This window comes from Bradyrhizobium sp. USDA 4532 (assembly GCF_024171315.1).
In the GTDB taxonomy this organism is placed as follows: Bacteria; Pseudomonadota; Alphaproteobacteria; order Rhizobiales; family Xanthobacteraceae; genus Bradyrhizobium; species Bradyrhizobium australafricanum.
This window is the reverse complement of sequence record NZ_JALJZN010000001.1, coordinates 1841112-1860206: the sequence shown is the minus strand read 5'-3', so window position 1 is coordinate 1860206 and position 19095 is coordinate 1841112. Positions and strand designations below refer to the sequence as shown.

Sequence of the window (19095 nt, the reverse complement as noted above, 5' to 3'; positions counted from 1 at the left end):
ACGCGGGCGGTGCCTACAGCTAAGCGACGAATCGGCTGCTGTCCACACCCGGACATTGCGGGCGTGCCTGCGCCAAAAGACGCAATGGTGCGGCGCTCGGCCTGGTGCTATGGGGCGAATAGAATCAATTTTATTTTTTGGATTTTTGCGTGCTCAACGGACTTTACAAGGTCGAGTACGGCATCAACGGCGCATTCGGCCGCAGCATCATGTGCATGCATGACGGCAGGATGCTGGGCGGCAATTCGGCCTTTGCCCATCTCGGCACCTATCAGGTGACGGAAGGCGAGATCGCCGCCGAGGTGATCACCGAGCGCCACAATGACGATCCGAACTTCAAGCCGCTGATGGGCGCCGACGTCACCGTCATCAAGGTGCGCGGCAGGAGCGAGGGGTCCACCATCCTGCTCGAGGGCAAGGCCGACGCCATGCCGGACGGCGTGTTCTGGGCGAATTTGGCGCCGCTCGACGACGAGGCCTTGCCGCCGCGCGGGGCGGTCGGTCCCGGCGGCATCGTCAACGGACTGTACTCGATCCATCTGCGCGCGCTCGACGGTGTCGATGCCGGGCTCACCGGGGTCATGCTGCTGATGGACGGCCGCATCCTCGGCGGCGATGCGTTCTTCTACTATCTCGGTTCGTATTCGTCGGCCGATGGCCGCTGGCGAGGCGAGATCGTCAACCAGGAGCATACGCCGGCGAAGGGCGAGTACCCGGTGTTCGGCGGTTATGAAGTCGGCATCGGTTTTGCCGGTTCGTGCCGTGCGGACGGTGCCGAGCTCGAAGGCATCGCGCTGGCCGGCAAGCGCAGCCTTCGCCTGTCCGCCGAATTGCGCCTGATGCGCCGCGCCTGACGAGAGCCCGTCAATCCTTGATCAGAAGCACGCCGCCGATGATCAGCGCGATGCCGGCCAGCCGTGAAACCGACACCGGGTGCTGCGCCAGCCCGAACAGGCCAAAATGGTCCATCGCGATGCCCGCGAGCATTTGACCCGCAACCACCAGTGCCAGCAGGGTCGCGGCGCCGAGCGGCGGCAGCAGCAGGATCATCAGCAGGATAAAGATGCCGCCGAGGACGCCGCCGCTCCAGGCCCACCACGGCACCGCCGTCACCAGCTTCCAGGACGGCACCGGCTCGCGCGTCGCGACCAGCACGACCGCCATCGTCACGAGCCCGCCGAGATAGCTGACGAGCCCGGCCCAGGCCGGCGAGTTGAGGGCGGACCTGAGATTGCCGTTCAGGACCTGCTGAACGGCGACGCAGATGCCGGCGCCGAGCGCGAGCAGATAGAGAAACCAGACTTGCATAAGATGCCCCAAAACCGATCGTCGAACCGCTTCATGTCATATTCGATTGGCAACGATCGTGGCATGCACGAAACGCGGCACGAACCTGCGGAATGGGCTTCCACCCACGGCCCAGATCGAATAAGAGGCCGCAAACCCTCAGTTCCCCAGTATTAGAGCATGATCCGCCTCGATAACGTCTCCAAGCAAGTCGGCCACCAGATCCTCTTCATCGAAGCCTCCGCGGCGCTCCAGAAGGGCGAGAAGATCGGCCTCGTCGGGCCGAACGGCGCCGGCAAGACCACGCTGTTCCGGATGATCTCGGGCCGGGAAATCCCGGACGAGGGCCAGGTCTCGCTCGATCGCGGCATTTCGATCGGCTATTTCAGCCAGGATGTCGGCGAGATGTCCGGCCGCAGCGCGGTCGCCGAGGTGATGGATGGGGCAGGGCCCGTCAGCGTGGTCGCGGCCGAGCTCAGGGAACTCGAGGCCGCAATGGCCGACCCCGACAAGGCCGACGAGATGGATGACATCATCGCGCGCTATGGCGAGGTGCAGCATCAGTTCGAGGAGCTCGACGGCTACGCGCTCGACGGCCGCGCGCGCGAGGCGCTGGCGGGTCTCGGCTTCAGCCAGGAGATGATGGACGGCGACGTCGGCAAACTATCCGGCGGCTGGAAGATGCGCGTCGCGCTTGCGCGTATTCTTCTGATGCGTCCGGACGTCATGCTGCTCGACGAGCCGAGCAACCATCTCGATCTCGAAAGCCTGATCTGGCTCGAGCAGTTCCTGAAGGGTTATGAGGGCGCGCTGCTGATGACCTCGCATGACCGCGAGTTCATCAACCGGATCATCAACAAGGTGGTCGAGATCGACGCCGGCCAGCTCACCACCTATTCCGGCAATTACGAGTTCTACGAACAGCAGCGCGCGCTCTCCGACAAGCAGCAGCAGGCGCAGTTCGAGCGGCAGCAGGCGATGCTCGCCAAGGAGATCAAGTTCATCGAGCGCTTCAAGGCGCGCGCCTCGCACGCAGCCCAGGTGCAGAGCCGGGTCAAGAAGCTCGACAAGATCGAGCGGGTCGAGCCGCCGCGGCGACGGCAGACCGTGGCGTTCGAGTTCCAGCCGGCGCCGCGCTCGGGCGAGGATGTCGTCAGCCTGAAGAACGTCCACAAGGCCTATGGCAGCAAGCGCATCTATGACGGCCTCGACTTCATGATCCGTCGCAAGGAGCGCTGGTGCGTGATGGGCATCAACGGTGCCGGCAAGTCGACGCTCCTGAAGCTGGTCGCCGGTTCAACCGAGCCCGACGACGGCGCGGTCGCGGTCGGCGGCAGCGTCAAGATGGGCTATTTCGCCCAGCATGCGATGGACCTGCTCGATGGCGAGCGCACCGTGTTCCAGTCGCTGGAGGACGCGTTTCCGCAGGCCGGCCAGGGCAGCCTTCGCGCGCTGGCCGGCTGCTTCGGCTTCTCCGGCGACGACGTCGAGAAGAAGTGCCGGGTACTCTCGGGTGGCGAGAAGGCGCGGCTGGTGATGGCCAAGATGCTGTTCGATCCGCCGAACTTCCTGGTGCTCGACGAGCCGACCAACCATCTCGATCTCGCCACGAAGGAAATGCTGATATCAGCGCTCTCCGAGTTCGAAGGCACGATGCTGTTCGTCTCGCACGACCGGCACTTCCTCGCCGCGCTTTCCAACCGCGTGCTGGAGCTGACCCCTGACGGCATCCACCAATATGGCGGCGGCTACACTGAGTATGTCGCGCGTACCGGCCAGGAAGCGCCGGGACTGCGGAGCTAGCTCAAGTCCGCCATCGCGCGCAAAACGCCTCGACGTCGCCGGACTGGAATTCCGGCAGGCGCTCCCAGATGGTTTCAGCCGGCCAGTTCCACCAGGCGATCTGCGACAGCTCGGCGGCGATCTTGCGGTTGAACCGCTCCTTGATCGGCCGGGCCGGCACGCCGCCGACGATGGTGTAGGGCGCGACATCGCGCGAGACCACGGCGCCGGCCGCCAGCACCGCGCCGTCTCCGACAGTGACGCCGGGCAGCACGATCACGCCGTGGCCGATCCAGACGTCGTTACCGATCACGACGCGATCCGCGCGTCGGTTCCTGAAGAAGTCGTGATCGCGCTCGGCTGAGGCGGTGTAATATTCCGGACAATAGGTGAAGCGATGCTGGGAGGGGCGCTCGAGCGGATGATTGGGCGCGCCGATCCGGACCTGCGCCGCGATCGCGCAGAAGCGGCCGATCACGGCGTCGGCGACGATGCAGCCGCTGCCGAGATAGGAGTAGTCGCCAAGCTCGGTGTATTCGATCGCGGTGTCGCCGAGAACCTCACAGCAACGTCCGACCCTGACCTCGCGCAGCTTGACCGTCGGCTCGATGACGGTTTCGGCGATCTTGGGGCCGGTCAGGCTCGGTGCGTTCATAGCGTTGTCCTCGATGCGACGAGCCGCTTCAGTCGCACAATTTCTATGACGGAGAGATGACAGGAGGAGGCCGGATCTAACGCCCGGCGAGGCGGGCGATGGTCTCGATTTCGTTGGTCCAGATCCCGCCGGAATAGCTTTCGGGCAGGCGCCGGAACAGGTCGGCATCGTCGACCCCGGTCGAGAATTCGCCGCCCTGATAAGGCCCGAGCACGAAGACCGCGCTGTTGGCCGCGGCCATGCGGTTGAGGAAGCGGTCCGGCCATCCCCATAGCCAGGGCGCGTAGTTGATCGGCACCAGCACGATGGCGTTGCGGCAGGCATCAGGCACGATGCCGGTCCAGCCATAGCCGATATAGCGGACGAGGCATCTCTTGAGCGTCGCGCGCGAAATGGTTCGGGTCTCCGGCGCAAGCCGCCGGATCGTCTCGATCGGCTCGTCGCCGCCATAAACCATGATCAGCTTGCGCCGTTCGGCGGCGAGCCGGTTCAAGACCGTTGCGAGCTTCTCGCCTTCGGAGGGATCGCGGCTCTTGACGTTGATCAGGAGCCGGCGATCCGGAAAGGTCTTAAGCACCTCGTCCAGCGACGGCATCAGGCCGATGCCCTTGCCGCGGAACGGGAAGGTCTTGCCGTCATCGGCCGTGTAGCCATAGCCGATATCGAGCATCTTCAGCCGCGCCATCGGCTGTTCGCGGGTGACGCCCTGGCCATCGGTGCGGCAATCGACGGTCCAGTCGTGAAACACCGCGAACTCGCCGTCGGTCGTCGGATGGACGTCGAGCTCGACGATATCGGCGCCGCGCTCGAAGCTCGCCCGCATCGAGCGGATCGTGTTCTCGAGATAGTCATGGGTCGGCGGCAGCATGCGCGCCGCGGTGCAGGTGTCGTTCTTGAGGTCGCGCTCGTCGAAGCGCTGCGCCATGCCGCGATGGGCGAGCAGCACCGGCTTGCCGCCGGCATGCGTTGCGAGAAGGTTCGTGTTGTTGAGGTAGATTGCGGCGGCGACGGCAACGATCGCCGCTGCCGCGTATTTCAGTTTCCTGCCCAAGCGACTCGGTTCCTTGCTGGATCGCCGGCCCGGGTAGGGGTGCTTTCTGGTCGATTTGCGGCGGCCTAATCCTTCAAGCCGTCGATTGCGGCAATCGCCCGCACCATCGCGTCCTGGAGCGCCGCGCTGTTGGCGGGATTCGACTGGCGGCGACGGCCGGGATCGTCGAAATCGTGGGTGGCACCCGGATAAACCACGACGTCGATCTTGCTGCCGGCAGCAACGGAGCGGCTGGCGACGTCCCGGCAGCGGTCGGGCGATACTTCCTCGTCGTCCGTGCCGAGCAACATCGTGATCGGTGCTGCCGACCCGAGCGTCTGCGCCAGCAGCGCGGCCGGCCCGCAGCCCGGATAGAACACGAGCGCGGCGCGATACCCCGACGTCGTCGCGCCTTGCCGCTGCATCACGTTCAGCGCGGTGCTGCCGCCATTCGACCATCCCTGCAGGAAGATGCGGTTGCTGCTGATCTCCTTCTGGCTGCGCAGCCAGCTCAGCGCGCCCTCGGCGTCTAGCGGCCGCACAGTCTTTTCATTGACGTCGCTGCGATCAGGATCGTCATGCGTGTAGCGGCCGAAGCCGTGCGCCTTGCCGCGCGGACCAAAACTGTCCGGCAGCAGCGCGAAATAGCCGTGGTCGGCCCAATACTGTCCCCACATCGCGTGGCGCTTGGACAGGCTGCCGGCATTGCAGGCCGCCGACGGATTGGTTCGCGACACCAGCGTGCAGTCCTTGTTGACATTGGTCGAATAGGGGCCGCCGCGGCCGTGCAGCAGCACGATGGCAGGGTACGGGCCCGGCGTTTGCGGCCTGAACAGGTAGCCGACGATCTCGGTCTTGCCGTCGGCGCTCGGAAAGAAAACGGTGTCGGGCGCGGCTGCCGCCGCTGTCGGCAATGTCGTGAGCGTCAGGAGGACGATCGGAATCGCGCAATGGGTCATTCCCGCAGCATGAGCAGGATTTCGGATGAATTGCGGCATGGTTGTTTCCCTCCAGCAATGCAAAGCCGCATGGCGTGCTGCACGGCGCTCGGCTTGTGAGGCGAGGTGCCGCCCGCTACGCTTTACAAAAAACCGGGAGCGAAACAACCATGAAGCAGATCAGGATCGGCGACATCACGATCGACGCGGTAATCGAGCGCGAAGGACCGTGGCGGCGGCCGCAGGATTTCTTCCCGACCTACAACGACGATGTGTTCAAGCATCATCTGAAGACGATGGAGCCGGAGGTCTTCGATGCCGCGCGCGGCATGATGGTGATCACCTATCAGACCTTCGTGGTGCGGACGCCGCGCTACACCATCCTGGTCGATACCTGCACCGGCGAGGACAAGGGACACCCGCCGCCGTTCGACTTCCCGGGCAAGGAGCGCTGGCGCGACGAGCTGTTCGCGCTCGGCATCTCCTATGAGCAGATCGATTATGTGTTCTGCACCCATCTGCACATCGACCACACCGGCTGGAATACGACGCTGCGCGACGGGCGCTGGGTGCCGACCTTCCCGAACGCGAAATACGTCTTCCACAAGGGCGAGTATGCGGCCTGGGAGGCCGAGAACGCCAAGGGCGCCAATCCGCCCGGTACGGTGTTCCGCGACAATTGCCTGCCGATCGTCGAGGCCGGGCAGGCGCTCCTGGTCGACGACGACTACGCGCTCGACGACACCGTGACGCTGACGCCGACCCCGGGCCATTCGCCCTGCCATTGCTGCATCAACATCTTCTCGAAGGGGCAGCGCGCGGTGGTCGCCGGCGACCTGATGCACCATGCAATCCAGTGCCGCGAACCGGAATGGTCGGCCAAGCCCGATTGGGACCCGAAGCAGTCGGCGATATCGCGGCGGAAATTCTTTGCCTCCGTTGCCGAGACCGACACGCTGATCCTGCCGATCCATTTTCCGGCCCCGACGGTCGGCCTGATCAAGGCGGATGGCGATCGCTTCGACTATCGCTTCAAGCGGGAGTAGGCGCGCGACAGTCGGCAGCTCAAGGTCACCGCGCTGCGCGGGTCCGGCGCGGGACCTGGGTCAGAAACCGTTCCAGATCGGCGCACAGGCGATGCGCCATTTCCTCGTCGATCGCAAACGTCGCGACGGTGCCGGCGCAGTCGATCTCGATGGTCCCGCGCAACGGTGCGGCGGAGGCGGTCGATACCCTGATGTTGGTCGCTCTCTGTACGGTCATGTCGTCAACTTCCCTTCGGGCCGGTTGCGCCAATCCTCATTTTGCAATCCTCACCTTGGAATGACGGGGCGTCCCTTTCGCCGTCTCTCTTCGATGAACCTCACGCCGATCTCGGCACCGTCGACGCGAACGAGCTCGCAGCGGCGGAAGGCCAGTCCACGCGAGGACAGCACCAGGAAGAACTCCTGGGCCTTCAGCACATCGAGCGATCCGTCGACCTCGAGCCGGGCCCCGCTCTGCGAGACGTCGAGCAGGATGCAACTCCGCCGCCACGTGCCGTCGACACCCATGAGATTGACGGGATAGCGCGTCTCGAGCCTGACGCGTTCCGCCCTGCGGTCACCATACGTCATTGCATCACTCGCACGACCTGAGAGCGCTTCCTGCCCGGGAGCGCTTCGTCGTTACCGTGGCCCGCGCCTCCGCATCGTCGATTGTGGCTGGTGGGGTCGCGGAGGCGCGGGCTGCGCTGGCATCGATTGCAGCGCGGATCGTGTCCTGAAGATCGGGCCGCGCAAGCTTGAGCAGCCGGGCCTGCTGGCGCGGCGTGGACCGCATAACGAGGTCGGCAAGAACGCGGCGAGGTAGATCCTTGCGCGAGATCAATCCGTCGGCGATGTCGTCGTCGCGCTCGGCAGCATCGACCATCATGGCGAGGCCCGCGCCGGTCAGTTCAGCGCCGGGATTGCGCGCGAGGACCCGAAGCACGCTGGTGTCGCCTCGCATCAGGAGAATGTCCGTGAGCTCCGCATTGACGGCCTTGCGTCCTGCGATCGCGCAGAGGTGTCCCTCGGCCCGCATCCAGGCGATGTCGATCAGGTCGGCATCGGGGAGGCATTCGCATTTGCGCAGGATCGGAGCGGCGACATCGGCGTCGTCATGGTTGGCCAGACGGCGCGCGAGTTCCCGCGGCACTAGGCGCAAATCGGCAAACGAGCGGCTGAGCGTGGTCAGGGTCCGTAGTTCGACGTTCTCGGTCAGGCGGACCAGGATGCCGTCGAACATCTCGACGTGGTGCGCGCTGAGGCGGTGAGCGTCTTCGAGAAACAGCCCAGCCACCTCCTGCAGCATCCGCGTGCGGAGGTCGGGCGAGCCAGCTTTCAAGACATGGTCGAGTTTGGCAATAAGATCGGGCGAGGCAATGACTGTCATTGCGGTCTCTAAAATGGTCCGCGACGAGGAACATCATCGTTCCCGATGCCAATTTGCTCCTCGAATCTTTAATAGGGGTATAGAAATTGATGGGGAGGGCCGATTGCGGCGGTGGATATCCCGCTAAAGACTATCGAAATTCGGCAGCCGCGTTACATTGGCGGATTGTCCGGTTCGACGAACGGACCGCATTTTTCCTGATTGAACCTATTGGACGATTCGCATTTTGTGCATGGAATTTATTGATGCGGCCGGCGCGCAAGGCGCCGCGTCGCGCGCAATTTTTCAAGAGCATTTCACGGGAGCGGTCATTTGACGGCGCCATTACCGGTGCCGAGAGTCTTTCGTTTTGACGATGTTGATGCATTCCGGAGTTCGATCCGAAATCTGGATGTTGATTTCACGCCACTCGCGCGGAAGATTTCGGCCGAGCAGGTCATCCTGAGTTTGCCGGGATGCGAGCTCAACTACACGCAGTCCTTTCCGCGGATCGTCGACGCACAGCTTGCGCCGCACACCACTGCGGTCGGCTTCACGATGGATGACGGGGTCCCGATTCGCTTCAACGGCGTCGAGCGCGATCGCGCGGTCATTGTGCTCGGTGGCGGCGGCGCGTTCTACTCGTCGGTGGAGGAGACGCCCCGCCAATATGCCTCGGTGATGTTTACGCCGGAGATTGTCGACCGCGGCTGGCCGCAGGCGGGTCTCCATTTCAGCATTCACGAAATTTCTCAACGCGCGCAGGATCGGCTGCGCGAAGTGGTGAGGCACATCCTGCTCGTGACCTCGCAGCCGACCGATGATGCCCCGTTCGCCAGCGGCGAGTCGATCAAGGAGACGCTGCTTGCCGCGATCGACAACGCCTTCGCCGAGATCGTGCCGGCCAAGTGGACGACGCGGGCCAACACGACGCGCCAGTTCAAGGTCTTCAACGACGCGCGCGCAATTCTGGCAGGCGACGTGGCGCACCCGATCTACAGCGGCGAACTGGCCAGGCAGATCGGCGTGTCGGTGCGCACGCTGCATGACGCCATCCAGCGCTACCGGGGCGTCAGCCTGCATCGCTATTTGCGGTTGCGCCGGCTCTGGCTGGTGCGCCAGCAACTGCTGGCCGGTGCGCCCAGCGTCAAGATGTGCGCGCTGGCCTACGGATTTTGGCACTTGAGCGATTTTTCGCGCAGCTATCGGTCGCAGTTCGGGGAAGCGCCATCCGAAACACTGGCCGCCTCGCGCCGTCCGGGCGCCACCCGCGCCGATCCGTCCCGCGGACACGGTTCGTAACCATCGATCTGAACGGAATCTTAACGGCCGCCGACGAGCCTGTGGGTACGATTTCACCAGAGGCGACGGCAATGCATCCCCGGAGATTTGCGCGTGTTCGTCCGAGCGGATGCGTGTCCAGTGTGGTCAAGCTCCAGCTTGAACCGAAGGCGCCGCTGATCGAGTGCCGGCTGGTGGACTATTCCGCCGGCGGGGCCTGCCTGGAATTTGCCAAGCCGACCCAATTGCCGGAGCGTTTCGAAATGTTTCATGGCAACACCCGGAAGCGTTGCCGGCGGGTTTGGAGCAGGGGTGTGCGGGTCGGCGTATCGTTCTGAGGGCGCCCGCCGATCAGGGGCGATCCACCGGCCAATAGCCGTTCGGGCCGCGCCCTGCGCGACCCGATGGTTTGTCCCGATTGAAGTCTGTCCCGATGAGGGGTGAAAAGGCGTCGGCGAGAGGCTCAGGCGCCGCTCTGGCACTTCTTCATGAACGAGGTCTTGGCCGCGCCGGCGAGCTTCTTGCCGTCGGAGCCGACTGCCTTGGTCTCGCAGGCGTCCGTCGTGCACTTCTTCATGAACGAGGTCTTGGCCGCGCCGGCCAGCGGCTTGCCGTCCTTGCCGACGGCTTTCGTCTCGCAGGAGGCGTCCTGTGCAAATGCCGAACCGGCGGCAAAGGTCGCGATCACTGCCGCCAAGAAAATCCGCTTCATCTGGGTTCTCCCTAAACCAAACCAGTGGCCGGATTGGATACGGGATTCTTGGCCCGATCAAGTTCCCATGGCCGATTTTGTCGATAAAATACCCCGATCAGATCAAGGAAATTCCGCGCGCAGCGCGGAACAAAATCGGGGAAGCGCGGAATGGAATTCGAGACGCTGGTACAGTCACGCAAAAGCGTGCGCGGGTTCAAGAAGCAGCCGGTGTCGCGGGCGACCGTCGAGGAGATCATCGAGGTGGCCAAGCGCGCGCCGTCCTCGATGAACACCCAGCCCTGGCACGTTCACGTCCTGACCGGGGCGCCGCTGGAGGAAGTGCGCCGCCGCAACATGGAAGAGATGGTCGCCGGTGCCAAGGTGAAGCGCGACATCGTCGGCCATGGCGAATACCAGGGCGTGCACCGCGGCCGCCAGGTCGACATCGCCAAGAAGCTGTTCGGGGCGATGGGGATCGCCCGCGATGACAAGCCGATGCGGCAGGATTGGGTGCTGCGCGGCTTCCGCCAGTTCGATGCTCCGGTGTCGCTGGTCCTGACCTACGACCGGATCCTCGATCCGGGCGCGGTCTGCCATTTCGATCTCGGCGCGCTCTGCTACGGCATCGTGCTCGCAGCCTGGGATCGCGGCCTTGGCAGCGTGATCAACGGCCAGGGCATCATGCGCTCCGACATCGTGCGCGAGGTCGCCGACATCCCGGAAGACGAGGTGATCATGACCTGCGTCGCAATGGGCTATCCCGACGACGGCTTTGCCGCCAATGCGGTACGCTCCGACCGCGAGGCCAACAACGATTTTGTCCGCTACGTCGGCTTTGCCGATTAGCGCCGCGTCGTTCGCTTGCTCAGGGGAACAACCTCGTGCGGCACGCTCGGTTGCGCGATGCACGGGCGTGGTCGGCGCATTTGCGTACGCGCCGACCACGCCGCGGGATATTGAATTCCGCGCCGTGAAACCATCGCGCGAGCGTGAGCACGGCTGAGCGTTTCCGCTATTCTCGCCGGTAAAAAATGCGCTACTGGTTTTTTGAAGCACAACAGCGCGGGCGAGGAATCCCAGATGAGCGACGATGAACAGACAGCTATGATCCGCGAGACCGTCGCGAGATTCGTCGATCGCGAACTGATCCCGCTCGAGCCGCACTATCTGAAATCGAAGCTGCCCGGCAGCGATCACCCCGAGCTCACGTCGGAACAGCGCAAGCGGCTGCGCGACGTCTCGAAGGAGCTCGGCCTCTGGGGCCTCGATGCGCCCGAGGATCTCGGTGGCCACGACCTGCCGACGCGCACGATGGCTGCGGTACACGAAGAACTCGGCCGCAGTTGCGTGCCGTTCGTGCTGCCGCCGGACTCGCCGAACTTGCGCATGCTGCAGGCGGTCGGTACCGACGCGCAGAAGAAGAAATATCTGCAGCCCTATATCGAAGGCCGGATGGCCTCGGCGATCGCGATCTCCGAGCCCGGAGCCGGCGGCGATCCCGCGGGCATGAAGACGCGCGCGGTGCTCGAAGGCGAACAGTGGGTGCTCAACGGCCGCAAGATCTGGATCAGCAATGCGCGCGCCGCCGACTTCATCATCGTGATGGCGCGGGTCGGCAACGATCAGCGCCAGGGCGGCATCACCTCCTTCATCGTCGAGAAGGGCACGGCGGGCTTCATCATCGAGCGCGAGATTCCGATGGTCGGCGGCGGCTCGACCTATGAGATCGTGTTCGAGGACTGCCGCATCCCGAAGGACTCCGTACTGGGCGAGGTCGGCAAGGGCTACGCGCCGATGCAGCTGCGGCTGCGCACGCGGCGGCTCGAGATGGGATCTACCTGCGTCGGCATCACCAAGCGTGCGCTCGACATGATGTGCGAGCACGCCAAACAGCGCGAGACGTTCGGCGTCAAGCTCGCCGAGCGCCAGGCGATCCAGTGGTGGATCGCCGATATCTCCACGCGCATGCATGCGTGCCGGCTGATGGTGCGCGAGGCCGCCGACAAGACCGACCGCGGCGAGGACATCCGCCACGAGGCCTCGATGATCAAGGTGTTCGCGACCGAGATGGCCTATGACGCCTGCGACCACGCCATGCAGACGCTCGGCGCGCTCGGCGTGACGCTGGAATTGCCGCTGAACGCGCTGTGGCAGAAGGCCCGCCTGATGCGGGTCTACGAAGGCCCGAGCGAGGTGCATCGCCAGGCGATCGCCCGCCGCGTGCTCGGCCTGCGCGGCGGCTAGCAGGGCGCGCGGCCCTCAAGCAAACCCGTCATTGCGAGCGCAAGCGAAGCAATCCATCGTGCCGCAGTGGAGACATGGATTGCTTCGTCGCTGTCGCTCCTCGCAATGACGAGGAGAAAACCTGCCACGTGGTCGCCACGTGGTCTCGATTACGCGGCCCGCACGTCGGACAGGAAGCGGTTGACCTGGCCGGCGAGGTCCTTGGACTGCGTCGAGAGCTGTTCGGCCGCGCCCAGCACCTGGTTCGCGGCGCCGCCGGTGTCGTCCGCGGCGCGCTGCACGCCGGAGATGTTGGAATTGACCTCCTGGGTACCGCGCGCGGCTTCCTGAACGCTGCGCGAGATCTCCTTGGTCGCCGAGCCCTGTTCCTCGATCGCGGCGGCAATCGCGGTGCCGATCTGGTCGATCTCGGTGATGACGTCGATGACGCTGCGGATCGCCGTCACGGTCTCGTCGCTCGCGGTCTGGATCGCGGTGATCTGCTCGGAGATCTCCGTGGTTGCCTTCGCGGTCTGGCCGGCCAGCGACTTCACCTCGGACGCGACCACGGCAAAGCCGCGGCCGGCCTCGCCGGCGCGGGCCGCCTCGATGGTGGCGTTGAGCGCCAGCAGATTGGTCTGTGCCGCGATGCTCTGGATCAGCGTCACGACGTCGCCGATCTTCTGCGCGCCCTCGGCCAGCGAGCGCGCGGTGTCGCCGGTACGCCGGGCATGATCGACCGCGCGCGCGGCGATCTCGGTCGAGGTCGCGACCTGGCGGGCGATCTCCGAAATCGAGGAGGTCAGCTCCTCGGTGGCGCTCGCCACCGTCTGCACGTTGGTCGAGGTCTGATCGGACGCCGCGGCGACGATTGCGGCTTGGCGGTTGGTGGCGGCGGCGGTGGCCGACATCGATTGCGCCGTGTCCTCCATCACCGAGGATGCCGCGGACAATCCGCCGACCAGCTCGGTGACCTTGGCTTCGAAGGCGCGGGTCAGATCGTCGAGCACGCGGGCGCGGCGCATCTTGACGTCGTTCTCGGCTTCCTTCTCGGCAGCGAGGCGATCGGCTTCGATCTTGTTGTCCTTGAACACCTGCACGGCGGCGGCCATCGCGCCGATCTCGTCCTTGCGCGCGGCGCCCGGGATCGTCTCGGCAACTTCGCCCGCGGCAAGACGCGACATCCGGCCGGTGAGGGCCGCGATCGGGTTGAGGATGCGGCGGCGGACCATGACGATCAGGCCGGCACTGACGGCAACGACCGCGAGCAGCCCGATCAGCGCCACCACGAAGCTGAAGCGCGCCGACGAATAGGCGCCCGCAAGGCCTTGCTCGGCGTTCTCGTAGAATGCGTCGCGCACGGTGATGATGGAGGCGAGGCCGATCTGGGACTCGGCGTAATAGGTCTCGACGTCTTGCTCATACTTGCCGGAGATCGCGCCTTCCTTGGCGAGCTTCAGCGCCTTGCCGAAGCGCTCGACATAGTCGGCCTGCATCTTGCCCAGCGCCGTCAGGACATTGGCTGATGTCGCCGGATTGTTGCGCAACTCCTGCAGCGTCGAGAGGATCTGCTCGGTGCGGCCGGTGCTGCGGAACAGCTCCAGCTTTTCCTGTTCGGTCGCGACGCGCTTGGCGCCGACCAGCGCCTTGTGCAGGCTGGCATTGAGGCCGCCGGTGTCGCGCAGCGTCCAGGCGACATTGGCGTAGCTGGCCTGGCGGTAGGCGTTGCCGTCAAGGCCGGCGAGGCGCCGCACCTGCTCATCGAGCAGCACGGTGACGCCGGCGTTGAAGACGGAGTTGTCGGCGACGATCTTGGTTGCCGCCGGACGGCGGGCGTCGACCGGACCTGCGATCGCCTTCTCGATCGCGTCGCGGAGCGCGGCGAACTTGGCCTTCAGCGCATCGATCGCGCTCGCAACCGCTTCGCCGTCGTCGAGCGAGCCGGGCAGCGTGGCGCGGACCTGATTGACCTTGGCGAGCGCGCCGTCGGTCAGCTTGCGCAGCTTGTCGAGATCGGTGATCTGCTTCTGGTCGATCGCACCGGTGCTGAACAAGAGGTTGGTGGACATGCCGCGTTCGGAGTTCATGTAGCGCGGGATGTCGCCGACGGCGCGGACGATTTCGAGCCGGCTCTGCGCGGTCGAGACCTTATCCATGGTCTGGTACTTGGTCACCGCGACATAGGCCGCCAGTCCGCCGCCGACCGCGGACAATGAGACGATCGCGGCCGTCAGGAGAGTACCGATTTTCATGGGATGTGCGCCGTTCTTGACGAGAGAGGGGAGACCTCAACCGTAGCGGGCGTGCATTAAGCTTGGGTTTATGATGCGGGAGCCGCCGCAACGGTCCCGGCGGTTTGGTCCGAAGTCGAAGGCGCCGCATCGCCCGGCCGCGCGTGGCGGCGGGGCGTGACACGTCAGTGCTCGTCGTCGTCAGCGCCCTTGGCCGCGGGGCGGTGCTGGGTGGCGCCGTTCGAGCCCGCTTCGCCGCAGGGGAGCTGGTTCCAGGTGCCATCGGCGGCCTGCTGATAGGCCTGGCAGCCGGACGAAGTGGTGGTGGTGGTGGATTTGTCGTCGGCCTTCTGCCGCTCGGTGCTCTTGCCCAGCGCAGGCGTGGCAATGGCAGCGATGGCTGCGAGCGAGCCTGCGAAGACCAGCTTTGCGATCCGCATGTCGGTTCCTCCTTCTCGAAGCGAAAACATATCCAGAAAACAAATCTGGCGATTTTTGGCCACGGCGAAGGGCCTGCGACGAATTGCTTAATGCTGGCGGAACGAGCCGGCATGCCGGTTAAGCCTTGTGCGCGGCGGCTCACCGCGCCCGCGCCGCAGGACGCTGTTGCCGCACCGTGCTAGGATCGCCCCATGACCCACCGCATACTCGTGTTCTACGGCTCCTATCGCTCGGATCGCATGGGCATCCGGCTGGCACACTTCGTCGTCGACGGCCTTCGTGCCCGCGGCAACGATGTCGAGTTGATCGATGCCAAGGAGGTCGGCCTGCCGATGCTCGACCGGATGTACAAGGAACATCCCAAGGGGCAGGCGCCGGCCGTGCTCGAAACGCTCGCCGGAAAAATCCGCGACGCCGACGGCTTCCTGTTCGTCACCGGCGAATACAATTGGGGCATTCAGCCCGGGCTGAAGAACCTGACCGACCATTTCCTCGAGGAATGGTTCTGGCGTCCCGCGGCGATCGCAAGCTATTCGGCCGGGCGGTTCGCCGGCGTGCGTGCCGCGACCGCCTGGCACGGTACGCTGTCCGAGATGGGCATGGTGGTGGTATCGAGCACGATCGGTGCGGGGCCGATCGCGCAGACGCTGTCGGCCGAGGGCAAGCCGATCGGCGAGGGCGGCAAGGCGCTCGAACGCGCCTTTCCGCGCTTTGCCGAGGATTTTTCCTGGTGGATCGAAGCCGCCAAGGCACAGCGGGCGCGCAAGGCGCCGCCCTACTGAGCGCAGGTCTGCCAATCCCGGGAGTTTCGCGATCATGGGCCTCTTCACATCGCCGTTCGATCCCGCATGCGAGACCGCCCTGGTCACCGGCGCGGGCAACGGCATCGGCCGCGCCATTGCGCAGGCCCTGGTCGGCGAAGGTGTGCGGACGGTGTTTGCCGATCTGTATGAGGACAGGGTTCTGGCGGCGATCAAGGCCGCGCCGCGTCCTGAACTCGCGGTCAGCTGGGTTGGCGATCTCGCGCAGCACGCGGCGTGCGACGCCCTGCTGGCGCATGCGCAAGCCTCGCTCGGACAGGTCACCCATTTCGTCCACAGTGCTTCGCCGCCGCGCCGCGAAGCCGATCATGCGATGGCCGTCGATCAAGAGATCTGGCGGCAGATGCATGCGGTCAATCTCGATGCCGGCTTTCATTTGTCGCGCGAACTGGCGCGCAGGCTGATCGCGGCGAAGACGCCGGGCTCGTTCCTGCTGCTCACCTCGCTGCATGCCGGCACGCCACGCAACCTGCCGCATTACTCGACCGCGAAGGCCGGCATGGCGATGCTGGTGAAGGAGCTTGCCAAGAGCTGGGGCCGCTATGGCATCCGCGTCAATGCGCTGGTGCCCGGCGCGATCGCGGCCGGCGGCTTCGTCGCCGATCCGGCGCTGGCAAAGCACATTCCGCTCGGGCGGCTTGGCCAGGCGGACGATCTGGCGCCGATGGCGCTTGCCGTGCTCTCGCACAAGCTCTCGGGTTACGTCACCGGGGCGTCGATCGTGGTCGACGGCGGCCTGTCGCTGACCAACTGGTTCGCGCCGCCGGAGCTCGATTGAGGATTCTTGTCTGACGCGTTTTCTTCACGCGAACCGGTGCCCATCCCGCATCAAGTGTGGGACAGGCTTCGCTCGAAAACGCTTTCTATTCCTTCGTCCTGATGTAACCCGCAAGCCGCGTCTTCTGGTCCTGGCACCAGGTCGTCATGCTACCGGCGCGGCGCTGATCGAGGTCGGTGGTCTGGGTCGCGATCGCGACCTCCGTCATCAGGTCGTCGGCCTGCTTCTCGCCCATCTTGCCGCCGGTATGCATGAAGGCGATCGCCTTGCGCACCTTCTCGGTGGTGCCGTCGGGCAGATGCATGTCCTGCGCCCGCTGCACGAGGTCCTGATAGACCAGATCGGTGCCGGGGCACTCGACCTTGGCGGCGAAGGCCTGCAGCACCATCGTGACATAGGCCGCGCGCGGATCGGCATGGGCAGGGGTTGCTGCGACAATCAGGCCGCCGATCAGCAGGGCGTAACGCATGAATTTCCTCCGGTGGTTTTGGACGTTTTTTGTGAAGCTAGCGTCCAAGGGAACCGAGTGCAACCGCTAGGACACACTCACGGAAAGAACCGATCAAACGGACGTGTTCCAACCTGCGCTGCCACGATTTGAGCACGATTTCGGCAGCATGTGGCACAAGTTGACGCAGGGGAGAATGATCGTGTCAAAGTTGGGGCTTGCTGCGGTGCTGGTGGGATCGCTTGCGCTTGGCGGCTGCATGCAGGCGACGCTGTCGCCGGCGACGGATGTCGCGATGACGTCGCGCGATCGGCAATTGCTGGCGCATCCGCCCTATGCGGATGCCAAGATCCCGCAGCAGTTCCAGCGGCACATTGTCGAGTACACCCGTCGGGAGCAGCCGGGCTCGATCCTGGTCGATACCGACGCGCGCTACCTCTATTACGTGCTGCCCGGCGGCAAGGCGATCCGTTACGGCGTCGCCGTCGGCGAGGAGGCGATGGCCTTCTCCGGCGTCGCCACTGTCGGCCGCCTGGCCGAATGGCCGGATTGGGTTCCGACCCAGGATATCCAGGAGCGGCTCGGGCCGTATCCGAAGCGTGTCGCCGGTGGACCGGCCAATCCGCTCGGCGCCCGCGGCATCTACCTCTACCAGGGCAACAAGGACACGCTGTATCGCATCCATGGCACCAACCAGCCCGAATATATCGGGCAGGCGATCTCGTCGGGCTGCATTCGCATGACCAATGGCGACGTGATCGACCTTTATCAGCGGGTCAAGCCGGGCGCGACCGTGGTCGTTCTGCCGCCGGGACAGAGCGCGTAATTCGAATACAAAGTGTATTGCGGCCGATCGCGTCATCGCGATCGGCCGCACGCTTTTTTAAAGGTCGGTCAGGCTCAGCGCAGCGGCATCGGCGGCCGAACCACCGGGCCGCCATCATCCGCGTCAACAACCGAGGACTGCTGCTGCACCGGCCGCGGTGCCGCAACCGCCTGCGGGGCGGCGGCGGGAGCCGGCAGCGGTGCTGCTGATGCAGGCGGTGGAGGCGGCGGGATATAGGCCTGCGCCGGCCGGCGCACCGGTGGCGGCGCAACGGCGGCATGCGGCGCCGCCTGCGGCGTGACCGCGGCGCGCGGGCGCGGCGGAGCGACCGGCCGCGGCTCGACGGCCCTGGTCTCGGTCGTCTTCGCGACGCGCTGTGCCAACTGATCCTGGCCGGCCTTGAGCTGATCGATGCTGGTCTTCAACTGCTCGATCTGCTGTCCCATCGACGCGAGATCGCGCGCCATCGATTGCAGCAATTGCGTCTGGTCGGGTGCCGCTGCGGCTGGTGCCGCCGCGGTAGCGGGCGCAACCGGCGCTCCTGCGGCAGCCGGTGCCGCGGCAGGGGCGGGCGCCGGCGCGGCCGTGGCGGGCACGGCCGTGGCGACGTCCTGTGGCGGAGTGGCCGGTGCAGCTTCAGCTGCCGCCTGATCGGTTGTCGCCGCCGGTGCTGGCGGCGCACTCACCTGATCCGAGGCGGAGGCTGCCTTGCCTGGGATCAGCGAAGTCAGTGCAGCGATCTGAGGCGCCCACTCGGCGGCGATCTGCTTGGCGCGATCGCCGTAGTGCTGCCACGCCGCGGTGCCCATGGCGCCAGCGATCGCGAAGCAGAACCAGAAGGCGCGGATCGCCCATTTGCTGGTGGGGCGCGGCGCGCGGTCCAATCTGATGTCGTCCAGTCGGCCGTCATGGCTTGGCGCGCTATAGGCCGGCTCGGCCGCTACTGACATTGTCGTGACCGGCGGCACCGAGGCGACGGCCGCGGCGGACGCGACCGGGGGCGTGGACGTAGGCGCGAGGCTCGAGCCGAAATAGGGCTCGCGTTGCCCCGGCGCTGCCCTTCCGGCAGGCGCAGCGGCGTTGTCCGGGCGTACCGGAGCGAAGCTGGGTTCGATCGCGAAAATATCGTGTGGATCTGCGTCTTTCAGTGTCGATTGCATGGCGGTCCCCGTTTCATTCCAAGGTCAACCGCAAATGGGCGGCCGGCAAATTTACGCTCTGTATTGACCCCTGACCCTGTCCCCACGACTCCAGTCCGGTTTGACC

Annotated in this window: 22 protein-coding genes; 10 read left to right on the top strand and 12 right to left on the bottom strand. The window is 65.3% G+C overall.

Annotated elements, in window-relative coordinates; all coding sequences use genetic code 11:
* The first annotated feature begins 149 nt into the window (after positions 1-149).
* The gene (locus tag J2R76_RS09000) at positions 150-854 is read left to right on the top strand and encodes a GrlR family regulatory protein (protein ID WP_057019933.1); all 705 of its coding nucleotides are present in this window, start codon (positions 150-152) and stop codon (positions 852-854) included.
* 10 nt (positions 855-864) lie between these two features.
* On the opposite strand, the gene J2R76_RS08995 is transcribed toward J2R76_RS09000, so the two are convergent.
* A complete protein-coding gene (locus J2R76_RS08995) occupies positions 865-1308 on the bottom strand; it encodes a DMT family transporter (protein ID WP_016843015.1) in 444 nt (147 codons plus the stop codon).
* Positions 1309-1467: 159 nt separating this feature from the next.
* Between J2R76_RS08995 and J2R76_RS08990 the strand changes: the two genes are divergently transcribed.
* Positions 1468-3090: an ABC-F family ATP-binding cassette domain-containing protein gene (locus J2R76_RS08990; protein WP_028344860.1), complete on the top strand. Its 1623-nt coding sequence runs from the start codon at positions 1468-1470 to the stop codon at positions 3088-3090.
* A gap of 1 nt (position 3091) precedes the next feature.
* Here the strand turns inward: J2R76_RS08990 and J2R76_RS08985 are convergent, their stop codons facing one another.
* The 3 genes from J2R76_RS08985 to J2R76_RS08975 form a co-directional block, all read right to left on the bottom strand.
* Complete coding sequence (locus J2R76_RS08985) at positions 3092-3724, bottom strand: DapH/DapD/GlmU-related protein (RefSeq protein ID WP_076832073.1); 633 nt, start codon at positions 3722-3724, stop codon at positions 3092-3094.
* Between the two features lie 76 nt (positions 3725-3800).
* The gene (locus J2R76_RS08980; protein ID WP_076832075.1) at positions 3801-4775 is read right to left on the bottom strand and encodes a glycerophosphodiester phosphodiesterase family protein; all 975 of its coding nucleotides are present in this window, start codon (positions 4773-4775) and stop codon (positions 3801-3803) included.
* A 65-nt stretch (positions 4776-4840) separates the two neighbouring features.
* Complete coding sequence (locus J2R76_RS08975) at positions 4841-5752, bottom strand: dienelactone hydrolase family protein (protein WP_083715153.1); 912 nt, start codon at positions 5750-5752, stop codon at positions 4841-4843.
* Positions 5753-5862: 110 nt separating this feature from the next.
* Here J2R76_RS08975 and J2R76_RS08970 point away from each other — a divergent pair, with 110 nt between their 5' ends.
* Positions 5863-6738, top strand: coding sequence for an MBL fold metallo-hydrolase (locus J2R76_RS08970; RefSeq protein WP_076832081.1), 876 nt, complete (start codon positions 5863-5865; stop codon positions 6736-6738).
* Positions 6739-6763: 25 nt separating this feature from the next.
* Here J2R76_RS08970 and J2R76_RS08965 read toward each other — a convergent pair whose 3' ends face one another.
* Genes J2R76_RS08965 through J2R76_RS08955 form a run of 3 tightly spaced genes read right to left on the bottom strand, consistent with a single transcriptional unit; the run spans position 6764 to position 8026 of the window.
* Complete coding sequence (locus J2R76_RS08965) at positions 6764-6955, bottom strand: hypothetical protein (RefSeq protein WP_076832084.1); 192 nt, start codon at positions 6953-6955, stop codon at positions 6764-6766.
* A 50-nt stretch (positions 6956-7005) separates the two neighbouring features.
* Entirely contained in the window at positions 7006-7308 is a 303-nt protein-coding gene (locus J2R76_RS08960) for a PilZ domain-containing protein (RefSeq protein ID WP_057019938.1), read from the bottom strand.
* 4 nt (positions 7309-7312) lie between these two features.
* Positions 7313-8026, bottom strand: coding sequence for a DUF2336 domain-containing protein (locus tag J2R76_RS08955; protein WP_158074229.1), 714 nt, complete (start codon positions 8024-8026; stop codon positions 7313-7315).
* A 393-nt stretch (positions 8027-8419) separates the two neighbouring features.
* On the opposite strand from J2R76_RS08955, the gene J2R76_RS08950 reads away from it, so the two are divergent.
* Positions 8420-9388: an AraC family transcriptional regulator gene (locus J2R76_RS08950; protein WP_076832090.1), complete on the top strand. Its 969-nt coding sequence runs from the start codon at positions 8420-8422 to the stop codon at positions 9386-9388.
* A 71-nt stretch (positions 9389-9459) separates the two neighbouring features.
* Positions 9460-9705, top strand: a complete 246-nt coding sequence (locus J2R76_RS08945; protein ID WP_076832093.1) for a hypothetical protein — start codon at positions 9460-9462, stop codon at positions 9703-9705.
* 125 nt (positions 9706-9830) lie between these two features.
* Here J2R76_RS08945 and J2R76_RS08940 read toward each other — a convergent pair whose 3' ends face one another.
* Positions 9831-10079: a hypothetical protein gene (locus J2R76_RS08940; protein WP_021079659.1), complete on the bottom strand. Its 249-nt coding sequence runs from the start codon at positions 10077-10079 to the stop codon at positions 9831-9833.
* Positions 10080-10229: 150 nt separating this feature from the next.
* On the opposite strand from J2R76_RS08940, the gene J2R76_RS08935 reads away from it, so the two are divergent.
* Together J2R76_RS08935 and J2R76_RS08930 are read left to right on the top strand one after the other, a co-directional pair.
* Positions 10230-10907 (top strand): nitroreductase, encoded by a 678-nt coding sequence (locus J2R76_RS08935; RefSeq protein ID WP_057019941.1) that lies wholly within the window; start codon positions 10230-10232, stop codon positions 10905-10907.
* Between the two features lie 234 nt (positions 10908-11141).
* Positions 11142-12305, top strand: a complete 1164-nt coding sequence (locus tag J2R76_RS08930; RefSeq protein WP_016843936.1) for an acyl-CoA dehydrogenase family protein — start codon at positions 11142-11144, stop codon at positions 12303-12305.
* Between the two features lie 149 nt (positions 12306-12454).
* Here the strand turns inward: J2R76_RS08930 and J2R76_RS08925 are convergent, their stop codons facing one another.
* Positions 12455-14536, bottom strand: a complete 2082-nt coding sequence (locus tag J2R76_RS08925; protein WP_076832096.1) for a methyl-accepting chemotaxis protein — start codon at positions 14534-14536, stop codon at positions 12455-12457.
* A gap of 164 nt (positions 14537-14700) precedes the next feature.
* Positions 14701-14955 carry a hypothetical protein gene (locus J2R76_RS08920; protein ID WP_076832099.1) on the bottom strand — a complete coding sequence of 85 codons (255 nt, stop codon included), beginning with the start codon at positions 14953-14955 and terminating at the stop codon, positions 14701-14703.
* 192 nt (positions 14956-15147) lie between these two features.
* On the opposite strand from J2R76_RS08920, the gene J2R76_RS08915 reads away from it, so the two are divergent.
* Both J2R76_RS08915 and J2R76_RS08910 read left to right on the top strand, forming a co-directional pair.
* Positions 15148-15738, top strand: coding sequence for an NADPH-dependent FMN reductase (locus tag J2R76_RS08915; RefSeq protein ID WP_057019944.1), 591 nt, complete (start codon positions 15148-15150; stop codon positions 15736-15738).
* Positions 15739-15772: 34 nt separating this feature from the next.
* Positions 15773-16555, top strand: coding sequence for an SDR family NAD(P)-dependent oxidoreductase (locus J2R76_RS08910; RefSeq protein ID WP_076832102.1), 783 nt, complete (start codon positions 15773-15775; stop codon positions 16553-16555).
* Between the two features lie 85 nt (positions 16556-16640).
* Here the strand turns inward: J2R76_RS08910 and J2R76_RS08905 are convergent, their stop codons facing one another.
* A complete protein-coding gene (locus tag J2R76_RS08905) occupies positions 16641-17024 on the bottom strand; it encodes a hypothetical protein (protein WP_016843931.1) in 384 nt (127 codons plus the stop codon).
* Between the two features lie 175 nt (positions 17025-17199).
* Between J2R76_RS08905 and J2R76_RS08900 the strand changes: the two genes are divergently transcribed.
* Positions 17200-17829: a L,D-transpeptidase gene (locus J2R76_RS08900; protein WP_016843930.1), complete on the top strand. Its 630-nt coding sequence runs from the start codon at positions 17200-17202 to the stop codon at positions 17827-17829.
* A gap of 74 nt (positions 17830-17903) precedes the next feature.
* Here J2R76_RS08900 and J2R76_RS08895 read toward each other — a convergent pair whose 3' ends face one another.
* Positions 17904-18779 carry a hypothetical protein gene (locus J2R76_RS08895; protein ID WP_253623930.1) on the bottom strand — a complete coding sequence of 292 codons (876 nt, stop codon included), beginning with the start codon at positions 18777-18779 and terminating at the stop codon, positions 17904-17906.
* Between the last annotated feature and the right edge of the window lie 316 nt (positions 18780-19095).